Here is a 21,679-nt window from a genome sequence, read left to right on the forward strand (position 1 = left end):
TACCAAACCAGCTTAAAAATTTCGATTGGCATCTTAGGGTAATTCTGGGTGGTTTTGTCCAATAATTTTAGCCAGTTCTATTTAATGATAACTCGCAGTGTTCAGTTATTTACCCTAAAGTAGGGTGTAACTAGTTCCAGAAGTTGTTCTTTGGTAAACACCCCCATCTGCCTTTTTATAACCTGCCCATTTTTGTTGACGATTACCGTAAATGGCACGGTATTCACGATGTTGCCTAAATCATGCGCAATCTTTGTGCCTTGGTCTTCGCCCAGCAGGATAGGGTAGGTGATAAGCTTGCTGGCAATAAATTCCTTGACGGGTTCGGCATCATCTAAGGCGATGCCAATAACTTGCAGGCCTTTCTTGGCGTATTCGGCATGGATAGCTTCAAATTCCGGCATTTCTTTAAGGCAAGGCGGACACCAGGTCGCCCAAAAATTGATGACCAGGACTTTGCCTTGCCATTCCTTGATGTTATGTTGTTTACCGCCAAGGTCCGGTAAGGAAAATTCCGGCAACTGGTTTTGACTTTCCTGGTTGGATTTTGCTTGTGGTGAGGATAACAGCCCCCGAACGCTCAACCCGCTGATGAAAGCAATGGCGGCAACGGTAACAATGAGGACTGATTTTTTCATGATTTTACCTGCTTTAACGTCTTGATAAAGGTCAGTGCATCCTGGTAACCGATAACCCGTAATGCTTGCTTTTCTTGTTGTGCGCCGGCAAAAAAGAGGATAGCAGGAGGGCCGATCAGGTTAAATTTCGTCAATAATGCCTTGTCTTCTTCCGATTGTTTAGTTACGTCCGCTTGTAATAGGACAAAGCCAACCAGGGCTTGTTTCACCTTGGCATCGGTAAAAGTGTAGGCTTCCATCTCCTTACAGGAAATGCACCAGTCGGCATAGAAATCCAACATGACGGGCTGGTTGTTGGCATTGGCTTGTTTGATGCGGTTTTCCAGTTCGGCAAGGGAAGCCACCCGCTCAAACCGGATGCCTTCGTCGTTAGCATTTTGGGCGTTTTTGGCAGTTATCCCAAAACCCTGCAGGGGTTTCAAGGGGTTACTGTTGCCTATGCTGAAGCCAATCAGCAACAACAAGCCGTAAGCCAGCATGGTTATTCCCACGCCTTTCCAAAGTTTACGCCAACCGGAACTGTGTTCAGGCAAGGAATCGACGGCATTCAGGTAGATAGCCGGAAGAATGAGCAACAACGCCCACAGCAACATGGTGATCTCTGGCGGCAGGATACGCGACAACATCCACACGGCAACGCCTAGCATCAATACGCCAAATACAGCGTTAGTGGCATTCAACCAAGTGCCGGCCTTGGGCAAGAGTTTTCCGGCAGATGCGCCCATAGCCAACAACGGAACACCCATACCCATGCCCATCACGAATAAGGCGCTGCCGCCCAGTGCGACATCGCCCGTTTGTCCGATGTAGATTAACGCTCCCGCCAGCGGTGCCGCAACGCAAGGGCCGACGATCAAGGAGGACAGTGCGCCCATGATGGCTGCGCCCAGTATAGAGCCGTCCCGGTGTTTTTCGCTGGAATTATGCAGTTTTGCGCGGATGAAATCGGGCAATTCCAGGCTGTAAAAGCCGAACATGGAGAGCGAAAGCAGGACAAAAATGCCGCTGAACAAGGCGATAATCCAAGGTTCTTGGAATACGGCCTGCAGATTGCCGCCGAACAGCGCCGCCAAGACGCCAAAAATTGTGTAGGTGAACGCCGAGGCAACGACATAACTCAACGACAACAAGAATGCCCGTGCCGTGTTGATGCTATGGCCTTTGCCGACGATTATGCCGGACAAAATCGGGATCATCGGAAAGACGCATGGCGTAAGCGACAACAACAAACCAAAACCAAAAAAACTGACTAGCGTTACCCATAGGCTATCGTTGTGCAGGGATTGCGTAATCTGGTCTTGCTCGGAAAGCGGTGCGGTTTGTTGGCTTGGATTGTTGGGCAATGAGGTTGCTGTTGCCGCTGGCAAATCCAGTTCAACGGTCTTATCCATCGGCGGATAGCATACCCCCCGATCCGCGCAGCCTTGGTAATCGGCTTTCAATGATAAGTGCTGCGGTGCAGTATCGCTTCGGATTAACGGAATATCAACCGAGACTTCACCATGAAAGATTTCAACATGACCAAAGGCTTCATCTTCCTTGGGTTCACCATGCGGGATGACATAATCCCCTAATTTCACCTTATCCGAGCCGATTAGCGCTAATTTGAATTTTTCACGGTAAAGATAATAACCTTCTGCGGGTAGCCAACTGACGTGGATCGTGTTGGGGTCTTTTGTGGCGGCGGTGAACTGGAAGGCTTGTTCAGGCGGCAATAATTCGGCTTGGGAACTGTTGGGACCCAAGCCTGAAAGGCCTTTTACCAAACTGTCTACCGGCGACATAGCGGCGGCGACAAAAGAAGCAGGACGTGCGACATCCAGCGTTTTTTCCTGTGGCGGATAACATACGCCAATGTCCGCACAGCCTTGGTAACGGACAAGCAACTGGAAGGATGACGATGCTTTAGTGGCCGTTATGGGTAGCTGGACTTTCAGTTGCTCCCGGTAATGTTCAATATCGCCCAGTGTTTCATCATGTTTGACCTTTCCCCTGGGGAATGCCGCATCGCCCAGTTGAATGTCCGGCGATTTTGCTTCAAATCGCATGTTTTTGCGGTACAGGCTGTAGTTTTTGGATATCGTCCAGGTAATCTCGATTTGATCTGGCCTGACTGCCTTTGCCGAGGCTTGGAAAGCCTGTTCAGGGGGCAAAAGCGCGCTGCTTTCTAAAGCAAATAGCGTTTGGCTAGCCAGTGAAAGTAAAAAAATGAAAATTATACCGAAACGTGACATGAATGGATCCAGTTAATGTACTCAGGTAATCCTTGCCCTACAGTGACAGCAATAATCTCTGGCAGTTCATAAGGATGATGGTCGCGGATGGCCGTTTCAATGGCGTTATAGCTGGCTTGTGGCGATTTAATCATCAGTAGGTGTTCTTCCGCTGATTCAACCTGGCCTTTCCAAGAATAAATTGACGTAATAGAGGGTAAAATATTGACGCAAGCAGCTAACTTAGCTTCCACCAGCAACTGGGCTATTTTTTCGGCTGTTGCCTTATCTGGGCAGGTACAAAACGTGACGATAACTTGAGCCATTATTTATGGTGTATATAGGGTAAAAGCGGTGTTGACCTGTAATATGCTAGGTATTGCAGCCGATTAGCCTTATATTGTACCAATAACTGACCGTGTATGAGAGCGATGAAAAGTTTCCGCAGTATTTTTTTATTGGTTTTGCTTGTCCCATTTATTGAAATTTACTTGTTATTGAAAGTAGGCGGCATCATAGGTGCATTCCCAACTATCTTCCTAGTCGTTTTTACCGCAGCCTTGGGCGCTGGGTTGCTCAGGCAACAAGGTTTTGCAACATTCCAGAGGTTGCAGGCCAACCTCGCCCAAGGCATCGTCCCCGCTTATGAAATGATCGAAGGCCCGATCATCCTGGTCGGAGGCATCTTGCTGTTAACCCCGGGTTTTATTACCGATATATTGGGTTTTGCTTGCCTGATTCCGCAGCTACGCAGAAAGATCGCCCAGTATGTCATTGAAAATCATCTGGTTCAGGGCGAAGGGCATTTCCAATGGGGTAAGCCCAAAGAACGAGATGTGTTGGAAGGGGAGTTTCGTAAAGAGGATTAGGCGATGCGGCTAAAAACTACGTCCGTGTAGTTTTTTGGATTCGGATGGGTAAGGCGTAACCGGATTTATTTGGGTGCGGCTAGATCTTCTGCCGTGCAAGTGTTTTTGCCCATGCCCGAGTAAACCGGACACCAGCCCACATAACCTGTTGCAACCAGGATTAAACCAACTAGCAACAAAAATATCTCCGCCGTGAATAGGGAAATGACCAACAATGCAACACCACCGTAGAGGCGGTATTTTTTTTCTTTTCCACCCMCGTTATGTTCAAATTTCATCATGCGTTTATAATCAAAGCTCATCTTAATCTCCTCTGGGTTTAATTTTTATTATGCTGTAGGGTGACCGCCATTCTGTCGCCAGAATCACTCGCAATATACACAACCCCTAAAAAAGTGCAAGCGATAACATGGATATTACCAATATCATCGATCCCTTAAATGATGCCCAACGTGCGGCGGTGACTGCACCTAATCGAGCTGTCTTGGTTTTGGCGGGCGCGGGCAGCGGCAAGACTCGGGTTTTGGTGCATCGTATTGCTTGGCAAATACGGGTGGAAGGCGTGTCCGCACACAGTATTCTGGCCGTGACGTTTACCAATAAGGCCGCACGGGAAATGCGTAACCGTATTGAAGATTTACTGGACTTATCTACCCAAACGATGTGGATAGGTACCTTTCATGGTCTCGCACACCGATTGCTAAGGCGACACGCCAAGCAAGCAAAGTTGCCGGATACGTTTCAGGTCATGGATTCTTCCGACCAATTGCGGGTGATTAAACGCTTGGTGGCTGCGCTTGGATTGGATGAAACCAAATGGCCGCCCAAGCAAATCCAATGGTTTATCAATGCCCAGAAAGATGAGGGCAAAAGGGCGCGGCATCAGATAGATTCCGGCGACCTGTTCCAACGCCAAATGCTGGCGGTTTATAAGGCTTATGAAGAACTGTGCGACCGTTCCGGCTTAGTGGATTTTGCCGAATTGTTGTTGCGGGCACACGAGTTGTTGCGGGATAACCGCGATTTGCTCGCGTTCTACCAACAGCGCTTTTTACAAATCCATGTCGATGAATTTCAAGACACCAACACCATCCAATATGCTTGGTTACGGTTGCTGACCGAAGGCAAAGACAACCTTTTCCTTGTCGGCGATGACGATCAATCTATCTATGGATGGCGTGGGGCAAGGGTGGAAAATATTTTCAATTTCCAAAAACATTACCCTAACCATCAAGTCATTAAACTCGAGCAAAATTACCGTTCGACGGGCAATATCCTGAATGCCGCCAACAAAGTCATCAGTAAGAACGAAGCCCGTATGGGCAAGGAGCTATGGACGGATGCAGGCAAGGGCGACCTGATTTCCTTGTATGCTGCATTCAATGAACTGGATGAAGCTTATTTTGTAGTTGATCGGATCAAGGCTTGGGTGAACGAAGGCGGCTTACGAAAAGATGCCGCCATCTTGTACCGATCCAATGCCCAGTCACGCCAATTTGAAGAAAAACTGATGGCAACGGCTACCCCTTACCGTGTGTATGGTGGATTGCGGTTTTTCGAACGGGCGGAAATCAAGAATGCCTTGGCTTATTTGCGGTTGATGTCTAATCGTGATGATGATGCGTCTTTTGAGCGGGTTATTAATACTCCAACGCGAGGATTGGGGGCGAAAGCCATCGAGGACATACGGTTAATAGCCAAAGACCAGGGGATTTCGCTATGGGCGGCGGCGATAGCCTTGCTTAACCAAAAAGCCATGAGTCCCCGCGCAAAAAATGCTTTGGTCGGATTTTTGGAATTGATAGACCGATTGGAAGGGCTGGCAGCAGAACTGGAATTGTATGAAAAAGTCCAACTGGTCAATGAACAAAGCGGCCTTATTTATTTATATAAAAATGAAAAAGGCGATCGTGGTGAAGAAAAGCTGGAAAATTTGGAAGAATTGGTCAATGCCGCCCGACTTTTCGATGCCGAGCAGGACAATGAAGAAAGCCTCAGTGAACTGGACTTGTTTTTATCTCATGCCGCCTTGGAAGCGGGTGATATGCAGGGCGATGAGTTTGAGGATTGCGTACAACTGATGACCTTGCATTCCGCAAAAGGCTTGGAGTTCAAGCTGGTGTTCCTGGTCGGCATGGAAGAAGGTTTATTCCCTTCCCAACAATCGTCGGATGATATTGCCCGATTGGAAGAAGAACGGCGGCTTTGCTACGTGGGCATGACCCGCGCCATGCAACAATTGTATTTGACTTACGCGGAGTCCAGGCGAATTTACGGAAAGGAGAATTACTCCAGGCCGTCACGGTTCTTGCGGGAAATTCCTGCTGAACTTATCCAGGAAGTCAGGATGCGGGCGCATGTCAGCCGTCCGTTGGCGGCGGAAAAGCCTACGCATTCAATCAAACAGGAAAGGCGTTTTAATCTCGGTCAGCGCGTAGGCCATGCCAAATTTGGCGAAGGCGTGGTTTTGCAGCTTGAAGGCGAAGGCGCACAAGAACGGGCGCAAATCAATTTCAAGCAAGCTGGGGTAAAGTGGTTAATGTTGAGTTATGCCCATTTGGATGCGCTATAAAAATTATTGATTTGTACTATCGAAACAACCCGACAGTTACCGCATTTTTCGGATATCTGTCAGGTTAGATGTGGCTCAGGTTTCTTATGCAAGGCGTTATTTATCGGTAAGTGACGACAGGTTTTTCGCTTTAGCAAACGCACTGGCCATGGAGTTTTGTGCTGGCGATTGTTGCGGCGGCTTAATAACGGCGGGCCTTTTTTKTGGTATCCTCTCCTGTACGGCTTTCTGTTGCCCAGGGTCGATACTCGATTTCATCGACAAGGAAATGCGTTGCCTTGCCACATCCACTTCCAATACACGCACAGTGACAAAATCCCCTGTTTTGACGGCATCCCTGGGATCTTTGATAAACGTATCGGATAGCTGGGAGATATGCACTAAGCCGTCTTGATGTACGCCAATGTCAACAAACGCGCCAAAATTGGCGACATTGGTAATCACGCCATTCAGCCTCATACCGGGTTCAAGGTCATTGATCTTCTCTACACCGGCGGTGTATTCCAGGCTTTTGAATTCCGGCCTGGGATCGCGGCCCGGTTTTTCCAACTCCCGTAAAATATCGGTCACTGTCGGCAAACCAAAGTGTTCATTGGTGTATTTGGCAGGATCCAGGTTGCGTATTACCTGGGATTGGCCGATTACATCCCGGATTGATTTGCCGGTGTCTTTCAAGATCTCCTCGACTACCGAGTAAGCTTCTGGATGGACTGCCGAAGCATCCAAAGGATTCTCACCATTCATGATACGCAAGAACCCCGCTGCTTGTTCATAAGCTTTATCGCCTAAGCGCGGTATTTTTTTGAATTGTTTGCGGTTGGTAAACAAGCCATTTTCATTGCGAAACGCAACGATATTCTCACTGATGGTGGGAGACAATCCCGAAACTCGCTTAAGCAAGGCCACCGAAGCCGTATTGACATCCACGCCAACACCGTTTACACAGTCCTCAACCACATTATCCAAGCCTCTGGCTAAGTGGACTTGGTTGACATCATGCTGATATTGCCCGACACCGATCGCTTTCGGTTCTATTTTAACGAGTTCAGCTAACGGGTCTTGTAAACGCCTGGCGATAGAAACCGCGCCTCGTAGCGAAACATCCAAACCGGGGAATTCTTTTGCCGCAAGTTCCGATGCGGAATAAACCGACGCACCGGCTTCCGAAACAGTTATTTTCCTGAAATTTAATTCTTTGTGCCGCTTTATCACATCATCGACAAGCTGGTCAGTTTCCCTGGATGCCGTGCCATTGCCGATGCTGACCAATTCCACCTTGTGTAGTTTGATTAACTTCGCCAGCGTTGCAATGGATTCGTCCCATTGATTACGTGGCTGATGAGGGTAAATGGTGTCCGTCGCCAATAATCTACCGGTCAGGTCTACAATAGCGATTTTTACGCCGGTGCGGATACCGGGATCAAGCCCCATTGTCGCTTTCGGCCCAGCAGGCGCCGCCAGTAATAAATCCTTTAAATTGCTGGAAAATACCTTGATGGCTTCTAATTCGGCTGCTTCGCGCAAACGCTGCTTCAAATCCAAGTCAATCCGCATGAACAATTTGATTCTCCAAGCGTAACGGGCTGTTTCAGCTAGCCAAGCATCTGCTGGTTTATTCGTGCCTGCTACATCCAAATGCTTGACGATAACTTGAATGCAGAAATCATGCCCCAGTTGCTCATCTTTTTCTGGAAGAAGATTAAGCGATAATATGCTTTCATTTCTACCCCTGAATAAGGCCAAGGCACGGTGCGAAGGAATTTTATTGATCGCTTCCTGGTAATCGAAATAATCTTTAAATTTTTTGCCTTCTTCTTCTTTGCCGGTTGCGACAGTGGCATGAATTAAACCTTTTTGCCAGATATGTTCCCGAAGTTCCGCCAGTAACCGCGCATCTTCGGAAAGGCGTTCCATAATAATCTGACGCGCACCTTCCAATGCTTCTGCGGTGGTGGTAATGCCTTTTTCTATATCGATATAATTGTTGGCAAGTTGTTCTGGGATAGCGCTGCGATCCGTCAAAATGGCATCGGCTAAAGGCTCTAGGCCCGCTTCCCTGGCGATCTGGGCCTTGGTGCGACGTTTAGGTTTGTAGGGCAAATACAAGTCTTCCAGCAAAGTTTTGGTATCGGCGGCAAGGATGGCTTGTTCCAGATCCGGTGTAAGCTTGTCTTGGGAACGGATGCTGGAAAGGATCGAGTCCCGACGGTCATTCAACTCACGCAAGTAACCTAAGCGTTCTTCAAGCAGCCGCAATTGTGTGTCATCAAGTCCCCCCGTCATTTCTTTCCGGTAGCGGGCAATAAACGGGACGGTAGCGCCTTCATCGAGCAGAAGCACTGTTGCTTGCACCTGCCTGGCGTTAACCGATAATTCTTGAGCGATACGTTGTACTACATCCATTGCTTGCGTCGTAAAGTTAATAATAGGGCATTGTAACAATAAGTACTGAGATAGCATTAAATAGTAATATTCCTGCTATTAAATCTTATCTGGCAGGGATTTTTGCTGCTCTGTTTAGAAAAATATCGCACAATGCGTAATCAAGAAACCTGACAACCATTTGAAGACAAATCATAACGCTCTGATTTATTAAACTTTAATGTATTTTCATATAGTTGCATGCATGGTAACGATTGAATGGGAATAACCGAACAGGATGAAGCCTGGATGCGGCATGCGTTACGATTGGCGCAACGTGCCGAATCACTGGGCGAAGTCCCGGTTGGTGCGGTGCTGGTCAAAGACAACCAATACCTCGCCGAAGGTTGGAATTCGCCCATCGCCAGCAACGATGCAACGGCACATGCCGAAATCAACGCCTTGCGAGAAGCGGGCAAACGCATCGAAAACTACAGGCTTGTCGATACTTGCCTTTATGTCACCTTGGAACCTTGCGTCATGTGCATGGGTGCGATCAGCCATGCACGCGTTAAACGGCTGGTTTTTGGCGCTTACGACCCTAAACGCGGCGCGGTTTGCCACGCACTAAGCCTTGCCGATGCGGCGTTCTTGAACCATAAAGTTCAATGGCAAGGCGGCGTACTAGAAGCTGATTGTTCTGAATTGCTGAAGGACTTTTTTAGGCTTAAGCGTCAGTTGTGAGTTTTCAGCCCCTGTCACAGGGGAAGTGAGATCATTGACCCAGCCTTTAGACGTTTTAAGCGGCATATTCGGCTTCCCTGACACTAAAAGAAGTTGCGTACACAGTCTGACATTAGATGCCATGTCAATGTTTTGGCGGCATCGCGTAATTTGGCGTTTATCCTGGTCGGTATTTTTTGTCGATGGCCTTGTCCTTCATTTATCCGATGTGGCGGGCAAATCAAAAAACAGCATTCAATCGTCCGGAAAATTTTAATCTATACTTCGTAAGTATATTCCAAAAATCTTGACGATTGCGTGGTGGATCATGATCAGATGGGGCACATTGACTGTGAGGCAAGGCGCAGGAAGGATTATCCTTCTTACGCTATTGTTATTCTCTTCCGAAGGATTTTCATCCACCGAGCGCATAGGTTTAGTAAAAACCTTGGAACCATCGGCGACTATCGTCAGGAAAGGGGTTGAGGTTAGCCTTAAGGTTGGATCAGAAATTTATGAAGGCGACACGATATTAACCGATTCAGATGGGACGATTGGCATAACCTTTAGTGACGGCTCCATGCTTACGGCGGGTTCAAGCAGCAAAGTGATCATTGACAATTATCTATTCAATCTTACTGAAAAAAAGCTGACCTTTTTATCTCAAGTCCTCAAGGGTTCCGTTACGTTTATGTCCGGTGCTATTAATAAGCTTGCGCCTGGTTCTGTACGTTTTAAAACCCCGACGGCTACATTGGGTTTGCGTGGGACGAAAATTATTATTGAAGTGGATTGATGGTGGTGATTCGATTCGGTTCCTGGAAGCCATTATGAATTCGCAACGATTCATGATAATTCCATTTATCAGCTTCTTGGCGGCTTGCACCAGCACAACTGTCGTTTTGCTTCCCGATTCGGATGGCAACGTCGGCCAAGTTGAAATGATTACAGATAGCGGAACAACCGTGCTAAATAAAGCCTATGAAAGTTCTGAAGCGGAAAAGCAAAAACTGTCGTCGACCCCAAATGTCCTGTTATCTAAAGAAATAGTTCGCGACAAATATGGCGATATCCTGGCAAAAGAACCCTTGATTCCAGAACATTTTAAGTTTTATTTTAAAACTGGCAAAGCGGATTTACAGGCGGAAGCGCAAGAGATGCTACTTAAAAGCAAAGCAAGAATTGAGGAAAGAAAGTCCTGCGATTTAAGCGTTATAGGGCATACCGACCGAGTCGAAAACGATGATTTAAATTACCTTCTTTCTATGGTTCGGGCCGCTAACGTAGCTAAGGCCTTGGTAGATTTGGGTATCCCCCTGAATTGTATGGATATACGGTATTACGGCGAGAGCTATCCAGTTATCCCTACTTTGGACGACGTTGCAGAGCCGCTTAACCGGCGGGTGGAGATTGAGATCAGGTAAGCGACGGGCAAGTGGGTTCGCGTATTGACACTATGGTAGGCCTTCGACCATTCGCCTGGAAAATGAAGCCAAATGACATAGGTGAATGGCGTTATCTATTGCATGCCAGGGCTTGTTCAGAACCCTTAAGCATTAACAAACATTGGCTATGTGCCGACGAATATTGCCTGCACATTAACTTTTATAACCAAACAATCAATGCGTTACGGTTTTCATCTAGTAAGAATGCATTGATAGTTGGAAATAAGTCGGTATTGATTTACACGGTCGGTCGATATCCCGGTTATTTCACAACCGTTGCGGGTCAAAATGGACAAGGCGAAAACCCTGCCTCTGCAGATTGCTGACAATTTCGTTGAGATGCCCATAGGTGATCGGACGATTATCGTGGAATGTCAATACGCAAGGATACGGCTTGTCCCATTCTGCCAAGATAGATTCAGTCTTTTCCTTAATCTCATCCAACGTCATAAACGGTATTGTATCGCCTACCGATTCGCCCATGACGACCTGATAACCTAATCGATTAGTGGCTTCAAGCACGTTTTGGGTAAGAATAAAATAGGGTGGCCGGAACAATCGCGTATTCGATTCACCCAAAACCCTTTTGGAAATGGCTTCCCACTCAGTGATTTCGTTCACCACAGACTCTTTCGTATCTAGCCAAGGCCCTCGGAACCATGAGTGATGAGTCGTATGATTCCCAATAGTGTGTCCAGCCCGCTTGATTCGTCTGGCGACATTGGGGTATTTGGCAATGCTGCCTTTGCTGATCCAGAGTTCGTATGGAGCGTAATATACACGACGCTGCCAAAACTCATCCGGAGCATCGGCCAGTAGGAAAAATCCGGCTTTTACCGGTGTGCCATCAATGGCCTTAAGCGTTGTCAAGATGTCCAGTACACGCTCTGTTGATACAGGCAGTGGACCGTCATCAAAACTGAGCATAAACTCAGCCCTTTTCGTTAGGGGATAACTCTCATCAAGTTTAGCAAAACACCCTGACAAAAAGCTCGCGATAAGGGGGACTAGCCAAATAAATTGCTTCAAGGTTTTTTGTTTTTTAGTGTGCTTTTCAATAGGGACTAGCGGAAACATTTGGGCAGATTCATTTGGCCTTACTATATTAGGACGGGATTATTAAATAAATACAATGGGCTACGAAACAAATGGATAGTAATATTTTGGTTGTTTAGTGTCCGGAGTTTGGATGTGTCTCGTGTTTATGATACAGAAAATTAAGTTATAACTGGAATATTATGTTGAAACGCGAGGATCGGCTGTTCTTATCTAGATCATTGAAGACTTAGGACGACGATGATCGGAATGGTAAACAAGTTGCTCGCGGATTTCGTGATAAGCCGGAGCAAACCGCATTTGTTGCTTGCGTTGCTGCACAATGGTAAGCCCTGCGGCTGCAATATCGGCCTTGCCCGCCTTTATGTCGCCTAAGATTTTGCCAAAAGTACCGCGCTCTTCAAACTTGGCTTCAACGCCGACCTGACCGGCTCACAGTTCGACCAGATCGTATTCAAGCCCGGAAAGCCTATCGGGCTTGAAACAGGCGATGGGATCAACACGGGTGAGAACAAGCAAATAGCGATGAAAAAGCGATACACCCGATTATCAGCCGGCGTTTTCCGGTCAAGTTTGCCGTAATTTCTTATAGGCGTTGATAAGTCCATTGGTGGAGCAGTCGTGGCTCTTGATAACTTCATTGCTGCTTAGTTCAGGTTGGATAACTTTGGCTAACACTTTTCCTAATTCCACGCCCATTTGGTCGAAGGAATTGATGTTCCAAATTACGCCTTGTACGAATATTTTATGTTCATAAAAAGCCAGCAATGAACCTAATGTCTCCGGCGTTAACTGCTTATATAAAAAAGAGTTGGAAGGCTTATTGCCATCAAATACTTTAGCGGCGACCAACACGGAATCGGTCCGTTGTTCAGGTGGCAGTTCGCGCAGCACTTCTTCGACAGTTTTGCCACGCATCAATGCTTCAGGCTGGGCAAGAAAGTTGGAAACAAGGATTTCATGGTGTTCGCGCAGGTCGTAAAAACTATTCGCTGCCGCATGAAAGTCGCAAGGGATCAGCTTAGTGCCTTGGTGTATCAGTTGGTAAAAAGCGTGTTGGCCGTTGGTGCCTTGCTGTCCCCAGATGATCTGTCCGGTGTCGTAATCGATTTTTTCGCCCTCCATATCGACACTTTTGCCGTTACTTTCCATATCGCCTTGTTGCAGGTAATCGGCAAAATAACGCATGGAATAGTCATAAGGCAGCAGCGCGTACGATTGCGCACCGAAAAAATTATTGTACCAGATGCCCAGCAAGCCCATGATAACCGGGATGTTTTGCTCAAAAGGCTGGCTTCTGAAATGTTCGTCGGCATCGTAAGCGCCTTGCAACAGTTCTTCAAAATGATCCATGCCCACATGCAAGGCTATCGATAGGCCAACCGCTGACCAAAGCGAGTATCGGCCACCGACCCAATCCCATAGTTCGAACATATTGTCCGTATCAATGCCGAATTCCTGCACGAGTTCAGTGTTAGTTGAAATAGCCACAAAATGTTTGGCAATCGCTAACCTGTCATTGTTGACAAGATCAAGAAACCACTTTCTTGCTGACTTTGCGTTGACCATGGCCTCTTGCGTACCGAAAGATTTCGAGGCAATGACAAACAGCGTAGTTTCAGGAGACAAGGCCTTTAGTGTACTAACCAGGTCAGCCTCGTCGATGTTTGACACGTAATGGACATTTAAAGTTGGCAAACTATAAGGAGCAAGCGCAGCAGAGACCATCTTGGGGCCAAGGCTAGAGCCTCCTATGCCTATATTGACGACATCCGTGATGGCCTTATCGGTATAACCTTTCCATTCGCCAGATCGGACTCGCTGGCAAAACGAACGCATTTTAGCCAAAACCTTATTGATTCCGGGCATAACGTCTTGCCCGTCCACAAAAACGGGACGGTTACTTCGGTTCCTTAAAGCGGTGTGCAAAACGGCACGGTGTTCGGTGGTGTTGATCTTTGCACCTGAAAACATGGCCTGAATTTTTGTTTCTAACTGGCAATGCTTCCCCAGTTCTACGAGCAATGGCAGCGTTTTTTCGTTTATCCTGTTTTTAGAGTAATCGAACAAGATGTCATTCAAATGCAGCGAATACTTATTGAAACGATCTGGATCTTGCTCGAAAGCTTCTCGCATCGAATAGTTTTGGATTTGGCGGTAATGTTCTTGTAGCGCAATCCAGGCCTTTGCAGTTGTCAGGGATGACATGTTTTTGCAGCTCCGTTTGATGGTCTTGGCGTTAAGTCTACGAGAAGGAAAGAAGGATAGCAAGATGGTGTATGGCTTATTGATTTAGATCAAGCGGGGAGTTAATCTTTATCGGGGGTTCTTTATTTGTCAGGGTCGATGTGCTAGAGTGCAACCTCGCTATTGACGAACAAAAAATGTCAGTTATTTTATGTTTGTAAACTTTATGTTTTCACACAGGATGATGTTTTTTGAAAAAAACATACTCATTATAATAAGACTGGAAGGTGCGAGGATTATGAACACGTCACAATTATTTAAAAAGATTTTACTTGGGGCCGTTGCAGTGCTTTTTTCCGCGTCGGTATGGGCGCATGGCGGTGCCAAGGGAACCGACACTGACCAATGTAAGTTTGAGCTAGAGCCTGACCATTGGATTCATTACACCGCTTACCAACCGAATGCTTTCCCTGCCGAAGAGTTTTGCGCCGATATTCCCAGGGATAAAGAAGCCCTGATACTCGTGTTCGATTACCAAGACCAAAAATACAAAGACGATACCGTTGAGTTTGAAGTGACAAAAGAACCTGAAGGCACACGGGTATTTTTTCTCCAAGGTGCCAAACATAAAAAGGGGACTGTTGAGCTAAAGCTGCCCAACGGTGTGCCTGAACCAGGCAAATACCTCATTCATATCACCTTAGTTCCCGATCAAGGCGAACGCAAGGATGTCCACATGGCATTCAAGGCCGGTGGTGGCCCATCCGCTTCAAACAGCACAAAGTTTATCTACCTGCTGCTCGGTTTTGCCGCATTGTATGTGTTGTATTTGTACAACGCCACATTTAAGGGCATAGTGGATGGCATAATAGGAAAGGCTAAGGCGTAATTTTTTCAAGGGTTGGCTTAATCTGTCTTGAATTTGTTATTTGATACGGATGGATTGCGCCAATCCAAACAAGATGCACTAGAGGTTACAAGGTAATGGTGAAGTTTTTATCGCTTGGTCTGATAGCCGTTTTCTTCTCTGCATCTATCGTAGCAGAAGAAATAGAAGATCATACCAAGATGTTGATGGATCACGGCGACGGACATTTGATGGAAATGTCTGGCGGTATGGTGATGGGGCAAAATACGGATAAGTTGCCTGGCGGTTGCGACAGTATTTCTGAAACCAAGGAAGTAACCGTACATGCCGGACATAAATATGCGGAGAAATTTCCTGGCAGGATGTTTGCCTTTGATACCCAGGAATTCAATTTCAAGCCTTGCACTAAGTTGACGATCCATTTCATCAACGAAGATAAGATCCGCCATCAGTGGATGATGCACGGTTTGCCGAAATACCTGTACCCCAAAGGCATGTTCCATTTGGAAGTGTCCGGTCCGGCAAAGATTTCGGGTACGCTGATCCTCCCGCCCGGCGACAAAACCTATCTGGTTCATTGCGACATTGCCCAGCACATGGAGAAAGGCATGAAGGCGCAATTGAAAGTCGGTGACGGTGACGGCGACTTACCCAGCATTCCTGGGGTTACCGCTTTTGTGGTACCTGATGACTACAATGCCGGACCTACGGAAATCTTCGCTGCGGCAAAAGTAACAGAAGCGGATATTGCTGCCGCAAACGAAAAATTGGTACAAGATGAAGCCGCAAAAAAGGCCAGCAAAATCGCTGCAGCACAACCTGACTCTTTTGTTTCAGGCATTACGGTTATCGGTTTGGCACTGGGTTTGATACTGTCTGCCGTAATGGGCAGACGATTTAAAGGCAAAACAATTGCTGAAGCCACAGTAGAGTGTTTCAATTTATTGGGCGTATTTTTGGGTTTTATCAAAGGTTTGGTTTTAAGGTTAATTGGACTCGTTTTTTCTTCTAAAAACAAAGTCTTGCCTAGTAAATAGAGTTAATCTACATAAAAAAGGCCCTGCAAACCATTGCGGGGCTTTTTTTTGGATAATGTTTTTTTGCGGGAATGAGTAAGTGCAACAGGCTACCGTTGATCTTTGGGAACTGTTTTTGAGCGCTTTTATCTCTTCGACCATTGCTCCAGGCGGTTCTGAAGCGGTGTTAGCTTATATGGCATCGACGGGGAGTTATCGTATCGAGAACCTGATTGTTGCCGCAACTGTGGGCAATACCCTAGGCGCAATGACCACTTGGGGATTAGGGATGTTAGCGGCAAGAAAATATCCGGTTGCGACGTTGTTATCGGCAGAGAAACAAAAAGCACTGGTAACCGTTAAAACAAGAGGGCTTTGGACGCTGTTTTTTTCATGGTTGCCTGTCGTCGGTGATGCCCTGTGTTTTGCCGGAGGCTGGCTAAGGTTGCCTTTATTTTCGGCTTTTTTAATTATTATGTTCGGTAAGCTTTGCCGGTATTTAGTCATTGCATGGTTATTTATATAAAATTCAACAGCCCACAAAATAGTGTGGAAGGCTTTCCAGCCTGTGGTTTAAGTTCATAATGTTGCGCCATTTTCCACAACTTAATGTAGCTTATCCCCATAAAAAACGGGATTATTTCATCGCCGCGTTCACTTTTTTTTGCGTCGCCGTGTGCTTGATAAGCGATGCGGATGCTGCGATTGAAAAACAAAACGCCCTGGGCGTATGTGGATGGGTATTCTTAATTGGCTTGCTTTTAGGGGAATCCCTAGAGATCAGGGTACAGGTCGCCATAGCCGTGATTTTTGCCACGATTGGCGAGCATTTTGCTTCGCCCTATATGGGCGGCTATACCTATCGGTTTCATAATGTGCCGGCTTATGTGCCGCCTGGTCATGGCATGGTTTACCTGACGGCAGTTGCCTTGGCGCGGTCTGGACTGTTTCAACGCTACGCAAGGGAAATTGCTAAATTAGTGATAGCTGTGTGCGGCGTATGGTCGCTATGGGGAATTAGTGGCATACCCGACCAAGGCGATGCCGTTGGTGCCATGCTGTTTTGCGTTTTTTTGGCTTATTTGTTCAAAGGCCGTTCACCCATGGTTTATCTCGCCGCCTTCTTCATTACCACTTGGTTAGAGCTCATCGGGACTGCCGTTGGCACTTGGAAATGGGCGGCCATTGACCCCGTCTTGGGTTGGGCTCAAGGCAATCCACCCAGCGGAGTGGCGGCATGGTATTGCCTGGTCGATGCAGTCGCCCTAGGCGGCTCCGCTACCGTCTTGAATTTAATGAAAAACGCCAATATGTGGACAAAGCTAGGGCTACTAAGGAAAAGTGCTTATCAAGGTGCTGGCCCTGAATAAGACGGTTTCGTTCATGAATCGGCAAGTTCAAGACAAACGGAACCAACCGCTTACCTTTCCTATTGGGTTTGTAGGGACATCATCGGGGTTTCCTTTAATAATCCCAGCCAATAAGAAATCAAGCTGTTATCGTAAAAACAGGGATAATCGAAGCAAAAACATTCGACCAAACCCTGAATAAAATTTGTATCTGGTTTAAAATTGGACACATTCGTCCAATTTAACGCACCTAGGCACTATGAAGCTAAGTGCTTTAAGATAGGCCCTTTATACGGCAACCCGTCTCTGCCATAACCGAGATGAAACCATCAAGCATGAGGAAAACCTATGGAACGTCGTGATTTTATCAGATTGGGGATGGCCGGCTTAGGTTCATCCATCCTTGCACCGGAATTAGTCCTCGCGAAAAGCGTACAATCGACTTCTCCAGTGAGCGATATTTATTACACCAAAGAGTCTCCTGGACGATGGAAAGACAAGGTTGCCGGACATTTGCCCAGTATCGGCATAGAGAAGTCAGGCTCTAAAATCTCCATTAGGGTCGTCACATCACACGAAATGAGAGGTTTCGAGCATTACATCGTCAAGCATGTCTTATTGGACCAAAACTACAAGTTCATCGACGAACACCTGTTTAATCCGGACAAAGACAAGGCAGCCGTATCAACCTTTACGCTAGACAATTATAACGGCCCGGTCTATGCGCTGAGTATGTGCAATAAGCATGACTTGTGGCTGAATTCGGCAAACGTATGATACGGATCGCATGGGTTGGGGTTTCTCTTGTTAGCCATAACGACAAAATAAGCGGCTATCACCCGAATACGACTGTATGCATTTAGTTTAATGCGTCAACCATAATGATGAAAAACGCGTTGTCAATTCAAGCAATCGTCGAGATCTTCGGGCAGAGTCAACAGAATAATTTGGCAAACGGCCTCATTGATTAACGCTGACTGCATGTTACCTATAAAAGTGCCCAATAAAATCTTGGTTATCGCCATGCCTTATTTGGGCGATGTGCTTCTTGCCACGCCTTTATTTCATTCCTTAAAACGGGCTTTCCCAAATGCCCAATTGGATGTTTTGGTGTTTCGCAATTGTGCAGTCATGCTCGAAGGCAATCCCGACATTAATCGAGTAATTACTACGCCCAATCGCCCCACACACACTGAAAAATGGCTATTGTTCAAACAAATATTTAGGCGATACGACTTGGCGATGGCAATCCAAACCGGCGACCGACCATTTTTTTACACTCTATTCGCCTCGCCGATACGCGTAAATGTCGTACCGCCAAAAAAATCCACCGGATGGTGGAAGCGCTTTTTCGCATATCGCTGGACTGAGTTTGATAACGATAATACCCATACCGTCTTACAAAATTTAAAATTACTGGATTTGCTAAATATCCCGCCTTATTTTTTGGTCATTCCGCCACGATCCAACAACATCCAACAACTGCAGAATCGCTTTGCTTTCCTATTGGATACTGCACCTTATGTAGTTATCCACCCCCTGCCCCAATGGACTTACAAACGCTGGACGCTGGACGCTTGGCAAGAAACAGCCGAATACCTTAACAACCTAGGATTCAAGTTGGTGCTTTCCGGCGGGCCCATTCAGGAAGAAATAGATTACGTCGCCAATTTGGCAAGTAAGCTACCGGACGGCGTAGTCAATTTGGCAGGTCAAGTTACAATCGCAGAGCTTACCCACATTATTGCACAAGCAAGATTATTCATAGGTCCTGATACGGGGATAACCCACTTGGCCGCTGCGACTGGAATCCCGGTTATTGCACTCTTTGGGCCGACCAACCCGGTAAAATGGTCTCCCTGGCCTAACGGTTACCAGCACAACAAAAATCCTTTTGAAAGGGTAGGCACCCAGCAAGTCAATAATGTATTTTTGGTGCAAGGTGAGGGTGATTGCGTTCCTTGCCATCAAGAAGGCTGTGATAGGAATCGCCTGAGTCGTAGCGAATGCCTAGATGACTTATTGCCTGAAAAAATAAAAGCTATTGCCCTGTCGATATTACAAAGCGAAGCCCAAGCATGAATATCCTTCATACAGAGTCCAGCATGAATTGGGGAGGGCAAGAATTCAGGACGGTTTTAGAAAACCTTTATCTCAATCAACATGGATACCAATCGTGGCTATTATGCCATTCGGATAGCCAAATATACAAAAAAGGAAAATTACTGGGAGCGAATGTTGTGGCTATGGACTTAACCTGTTCATGGCGGATCGACACAGCAATGAGAATATTCTTTTTTTGCAAAAAAAATAGCATCAGCCTTATTAACTCGCACGGTTCGAAAGATTCCTCCCTTTGCCTAATGAGCTATTTTCTGGGGATACCGCTAATAAGAAGCCGACAGATTACCAATCCCATAAGGAAATTCTTCTCATACATGCATGGCTGTACACATATCATGGTGGCCGCTCACGCGATCAAAAACAGCCTGTTAAAGGCGGGGATCAATGAAAATAAAATCACTGTCATCGGGGAAGGTGTCGATTTAAATCAGTTTAACCCCGCTGTCGATTCGACTTATTTAAAGGCAGAATTTGGCATTGCGGATGATGACGGCGTTGTTGTAAACATCGGCATGATTCGGGAAGATAAAGGACAAATCTATTTTTTAGAAGCCGCCCGGATTATTTTGGCGCATAAGAAATCCATTAAATTTTTTATAGTTGGCGAAGGCACGGGCAATAAAAAGCTAGAACAACAACTTCGCGCATTGATTAAACAATACGGCATCGAAAAAAATGTTTTCATCACAGGTTATAGGGAAGATATAGCCGCTTTTACTCATTTGGCGAATGTCATCGTCGTTGCTTCAATCAGTACTGAAGCGCAGTCGAGAGTTGTACCCCAAGCCTTTGCCACACGCAGGACGGTCGTATCGACCGACATAGGCGGATTAACTGAACTTGTTAAAGATGGGCTTACCGGCCTTGTTATCCCTCCTAGAAATGCGGCTGCCATGGCAACAGCTATTTCAAGGATACTGGAGGATAAACAACTAAGACAAAAGCTCGAAAATAATGCCTTTGAATTGGCGGAACGCTCTTTATCGTTTGATACCATGATGAAAAGAACTATCGAGTTATATGAATCATTTTAGCTTTTTGCATTAGATGGCTATTGAAACTTTCGGAAAAATACAACAGGCGGCGATTAAAGCGGGTGGCGCCTTTTCTGCGTTATTTATCTTCGCCATTTATTTTTCCACCAGCGTGTCCGTTATTGTGTCCGTTATCCTAGCCGTGTCGTGGTTGCTTTCGGCTCAATTTAAGGGCTTGCCCAACACATTAAAACACTATCCCGTATCGGCATGGTCGCTAGCGTTATTTGTCTGTTTTATTATTGGCGCCAGTTACGGCTCCGCTGCCCCAAACGAAGCGTTTTCGCTCATAAAAAAATATAGGGAACTGTTTTTTATCCCCGTGTTAATCGCGTTTTTACAAATTGGTCAGTATCGCGATTGGACCTGGAAGGTTTTTATACTGGCATCAGTATTGACGTTATTAGGTTCATTTTTAATGGGTATGGGCTTGCTTGGCGCCGACAACCAGCTTGACCCTTCCTTCAAAAGCCGCATCACACACAGTATTTTCATCGCTTTTTTTGCCTTTTTCTGCCTGCACAAATTTTACGATGCTATGCGACCCAACAAACTTTATCTCGTTTTGTTTAGTTTATGTGTGGTTGATCTTTTTTTTATCGTGCAAGGCCGTACAGGGCAAATGATCACCATTGCATTGATTTTGTTGTTTGCCTTGCAACGGTTAAGCAAAAAAAAGCGTTTATTTATCGTCCTCGTGGTTGCACTGTTATTGACACTTTTTGTTAACTTCTCCGACAAGGCCAGTCGAATTTTTGAAGCCGTCAATGATACACAAAGCTATTTAGATTCTGAGACTGATCAGGGCGGGTCATCGATGGGGCAGCGATATTCTTTTTGGGAAAATTCAGTAAAATTAATCGCCGAAAAACCTTTATTGGGTTATGGTACAGGCAGTTTTAATAAAGAATATCAACGCATTGCTAACGGCGAAAGAATCCTGACCCGTAACCCGCACAATGAATTTCTCATGATAACAATACAATTGGGGTTATTAGGTTTACTGGTCTACTTAGGGTTTCTTGGCAGTCAGTATTACTATGCAAGGACATTACCCAACCCTGAAAAATGGCTGGCGCAAGGCCTTTTACTGTCTTTGCTCATTACCAGCTTTTTTAACACGCCTTTTCTGGACCACACCGAAGGGCACTGGTTTGCGACCATGATCGCCTTGTGCTTTGCTGCGTCACCAAATAATTCGTCGCGCCATGCCTAATGGCGAGA

21 protein-coding genes are annotated in these 21,679 nt (G+C 46.3%); 13 read left to right on the forward strand and 8 right to left on the reverse strand.

The annotated features are described in order from the left end of the window. Positions 1-101: 101 nt before the first annotated feature. The 3 genes from MGMO_RS15755 to cutA are packed head-to-tail and all read right to left on the reverse strand — an operon-like array spanning position 102 to position 3,177. Positions 102-638 (reverse strand): TlpA family protein disulfide reductase, encoded by a 537-nt coding sequence (locus tag MGMO_RS15755; RefSeq protein WP_023496061.1) that lies wholly within the window; start codon positions 636-638, stop codon positions 102-104. Continuing rightward, positions 635-2,872, reverse strand: a complete 2,238-nt coding sequence (gene dsbD / locus MGMO_RS15760) for a protein-disulfide reductase DsbD (RefSeq protein ID WP_023496062.1) — start codon at positions 2,870-2,872, stop codon at positions 635-637. Before dsbD ends, MGMO_RS15755 begins: the two co-directional genes overlap by 4 nt. After that, the gene (cutA, locus tag MGMO_RS15765) at positions 2,854-3,177 is read right to left on the reverse strand and encodes a divalent-cation tolerance protein CutA (protein ID WP_023496063.1); all 324 of its coding nucleotides are present in this window, start codon (positions 3,175-3,177) and stop codon (positions 2,854-2,856) included. The genes dsbD and cutA overlap by 19 nt, the downstream gene beginning before the upstream one ends. Positions 3,178-3,282: 105 nt before the next feature. Here cutA and MGMO_RS15770 point away from each other — a divergent pair, with 105 nt between their 5' ends. Further along, on the forward strand, positions 3,283-3,720 hold the full coding sequence (locus MGMO_RS15770; protein ID WP_023496064.1) for an FxsA family protein: 438 nt from the start codon (positions 3,283-3,285) through the stop codon (positions 3,718-3,720). A 65-nt stretch (positions 3,721-3,785) separates the two neighbouring features. Here the strand turns inward: MGMO_RS15770 and MGMO_RS15775 are convergent, their stop codons facing one another. Beyond that, a complete protein-coding gene (locus MGMO_RS15775) occupies positions 3,786-4,022 on the reverse strand; it encodes a YgaP family membrane protein (RefSeq protein ID WP_023496065.1) in 237 nt (78 codons plus the stop codon). A 107-nt stretch (positions 4,023-4,129) separates the two neighbouring features. Here MGMO_RS15775 and uvrD point away from each other — a divergent pair, with 107 nt between their 5' ends. Then, positions 4,130-6,292 (forward strand): DNA helicase II, encoded by a 2,163-nt coding sequence (gene uvrD / locus MGMO_RS15780; protein ID WP_023496066.1) that lies wholly within the window; start codon positions 4,130-4,132, stop codon positions 6,290-6,292. 96 nt (positions 6,293-6,388) lie between these two features. Here the strand turns inward: uvrD and MGMO_RS15785 are convergent, their stop codons facing one another. Beyond that, entirely contained in the window at positions 6,389-8,695 is a 2,307-nt protein-coding gene (locus MGMO_RS15785) for a Tex family protein (protein WP_036308376.1), read from the reverse strand. A gap of 237 nt (positions 8,696-8,932) precedes the next feature. Between MGMO_RS15785 and tadA the strand changes: the two genes are divergently transcribed. The 3 genes from tadA (at position 8,933) to MGMO_RS15800 (ending at position 10,800) form a co-directional block, all read left to right on the forward strand. Further along, the gene (gene tadA / locus MGMO_RS15790) at positions 8,933-9,397 is read left to right on the forward strand and encodes a tRNA adenosine(34) deaminase TadA (RefSeq protein WP_023496068.1); all 465 of its coding nucleotides are present in this window, start codon (positions 8,933-8,935) and stop codon (positions 9,395-9,397) included. A gap of 307 nt (positions 9,398-9,704) precedes the next feature. After that, positions 9,705-10,172: a FecR family protein gene (locus MGMO_RS15795; protein WP_023496070.1), complete on the forward strand. Its 468-nt coding sequence runs from the start codon at positions 9,705-9,707 to the stop codon at positions 10,170-10,172. 34 nt (positions 10,173-10,206) lie between these two features. After that, a complete protein-coding gene (locus MGMO_RS15800; protein ID WP_023496071.1) occupies positions 10,207-10,800 on the forward strand; it encodes an OmpA family protein in 594 nt (197 codons plus the stop codon). A 288-nt stretch (positions 10,801-11,088) separates the two neighbouring features. Here MGMO_RS15800 and MGMO_RS15805 read toward each other — a convergent pair whose 3' ends face one another. The 3 genes from MGMO_RS15805 to pgi all read right to left on the reverse strand — a co-directional run bounded on the left by MGMO_RS15805 (position 11,089) and on the right by pgi (position 14,085). Next, the gene (locus MGMO_RS15805) at positions 11,089-11,748 is read right to left on the reverse strand and encodes a polysaccharide deacetylase family protein (RefSeq protein WP_161808511.1); all 660 of its coding nucleotides are present in this window, start codon (positions 11,746-11,748) and stop codon (positions 11,089-11,091) included. A gap of 342 nt (positions 11,749-12,090) precedes the next feature. Beyond that, positions 12,091-12,255: a transporter substrate-binding domain-containing protein gene (locus MGMO_RS21170; protein WP_082458404.1), complete on the reverse strand. Its 165-nt coding sequence runs from the start codon at positions 12,253-12,255 to the stop codon at positions 12,091-12,093. 189 nt (positions 12,256-12,444) lie between these two features. After that, positions 12,445-14,085 carry a glucose-6-phosphate isomerase gene (gene pgi / locus MGMO_RS15810; protein WP_023496075.1) on the reverse strand — a complete coding sequence of 547 codons (1,641 nt, stop codon included), beginning with the start codon at positions 14,083-14,085 and terminating at the stop codon, positions 12,445-12,447. A 277-nt stretch (positions 14,086-14,362) separates the two neighbouring features. Here pgi and MGMO_RS15815 point away from each other — a divergent pair, with 277 nt between their 5' ends. The 8 genes from MGMO_RS15815 (at position 14,363) to MGMO_RS15850 (ending at position 21,671) form a co-directional block, all read left to right on the forward strand. After that, entirely contained in the window at positions 14,363-14,953 is a 591-nt protein-coding gene (locus tag MGMO_RS15815) for a hypothetical protein (RefSeq protein ID WP_036308380.1), read from the forward strand. A 95-nt stretch (positions 14,954-15,048) separates the two neighbouring features. Next, positions 15,049-15,969 carry a cupredoxin domain-containing protein gene (locus tag MGMO_RS15820; RefSeq protein WP_023496077.1) on the forward strand — a complete coding sequence of 307 codons (921 nt, stop codon included), beginning with the start codon at positions 15,049-15,051 and terminating at the stop codon, positions 15,967-15,969. A 79-nt stretch (positions 15,970-16,048) separates the two neighbouring features. Then, positions 16,049-16,474, forward strand: a complete 426-nt coding sequence (locus MGMO_RS15825) for a YqaA family protein (RefSeq protein WP_023496078.1) — start codon at positions 16,049-16,051, stop codon at positions 16,472-16,474. 58 nt (positions 16,475-16,532) lie between these two features. Then, on the forward strand, positions 16,533-17,318 hold the full coding sequence (locus MGMO_RS15830) for a hypothetical protein (RefSeq protein WP_023496079.1): 786 nt from the start codon (positions 16,533-16,535) through the stop codon (positions 17,316-17,318). A 327-nt stretch (positions 17,319-17,645) separates the two neighbouring features. Next, complete coding sequence (locus tag MGMO_RS15835) at positions 17,646-18,074, forward strand: desulfoferrodoxin family protein (protein WP_023496080.1); 429 nt, start codon at positions 17,646-17,648, stop codon at positions 18,072-18,074. A 204-nt stretch (positions 18,075-18,278) separates the two neighbouring features. Then, complete coding sequence (gene rfaQ / locus MGMO_RS15840) at positions 18,279-19,379, forward strand: putative lipopolysaccharide heptosyltransferase III (RefSeq protein ID WP_023496081.1); 1,101 nt, start codon at positions 18,279-18,281, stop codon at positions 19,377-19,379. A 23-nt stretch (positions 19,380-19,402) separates the two neighbouring features. Beyond that, a complete protein-coding gene (locus MGMO_RS19145; protein ID WP_407656538.1) occupies positions 19,403-20,455 on the forward strand; it encodes a glycosyltransferase family 4 protein in 1,053 nt (350 codons plus the stop codon). Between the two features lie 13 nt (positions 20,456-20,468). Then, complete coding sequence (locus tag MGMO_RS15850; RefSeq protein ID WP_023496083.1) at positions 20,469-21,671, forward strand: O-antigen ligase family protein; 1,203 nt, start codon at positions 20,469-20,471, stop codon at positions 21,669-21,671. Positions 21,672-21,679 lie beyond the last annotated feature (8 nt).

It is taken from the genome of Methyloglobulus morosus KoM1 (assembly GCF_000496735.2).
Taxonomy (GTDB): domain Bacteria; phylum Pseudomonadota; class Gammaproteobacteria; order Methylococcales; family Methylomonadaceae; genus Methyloglobulus; species Methyloglobulus morosus.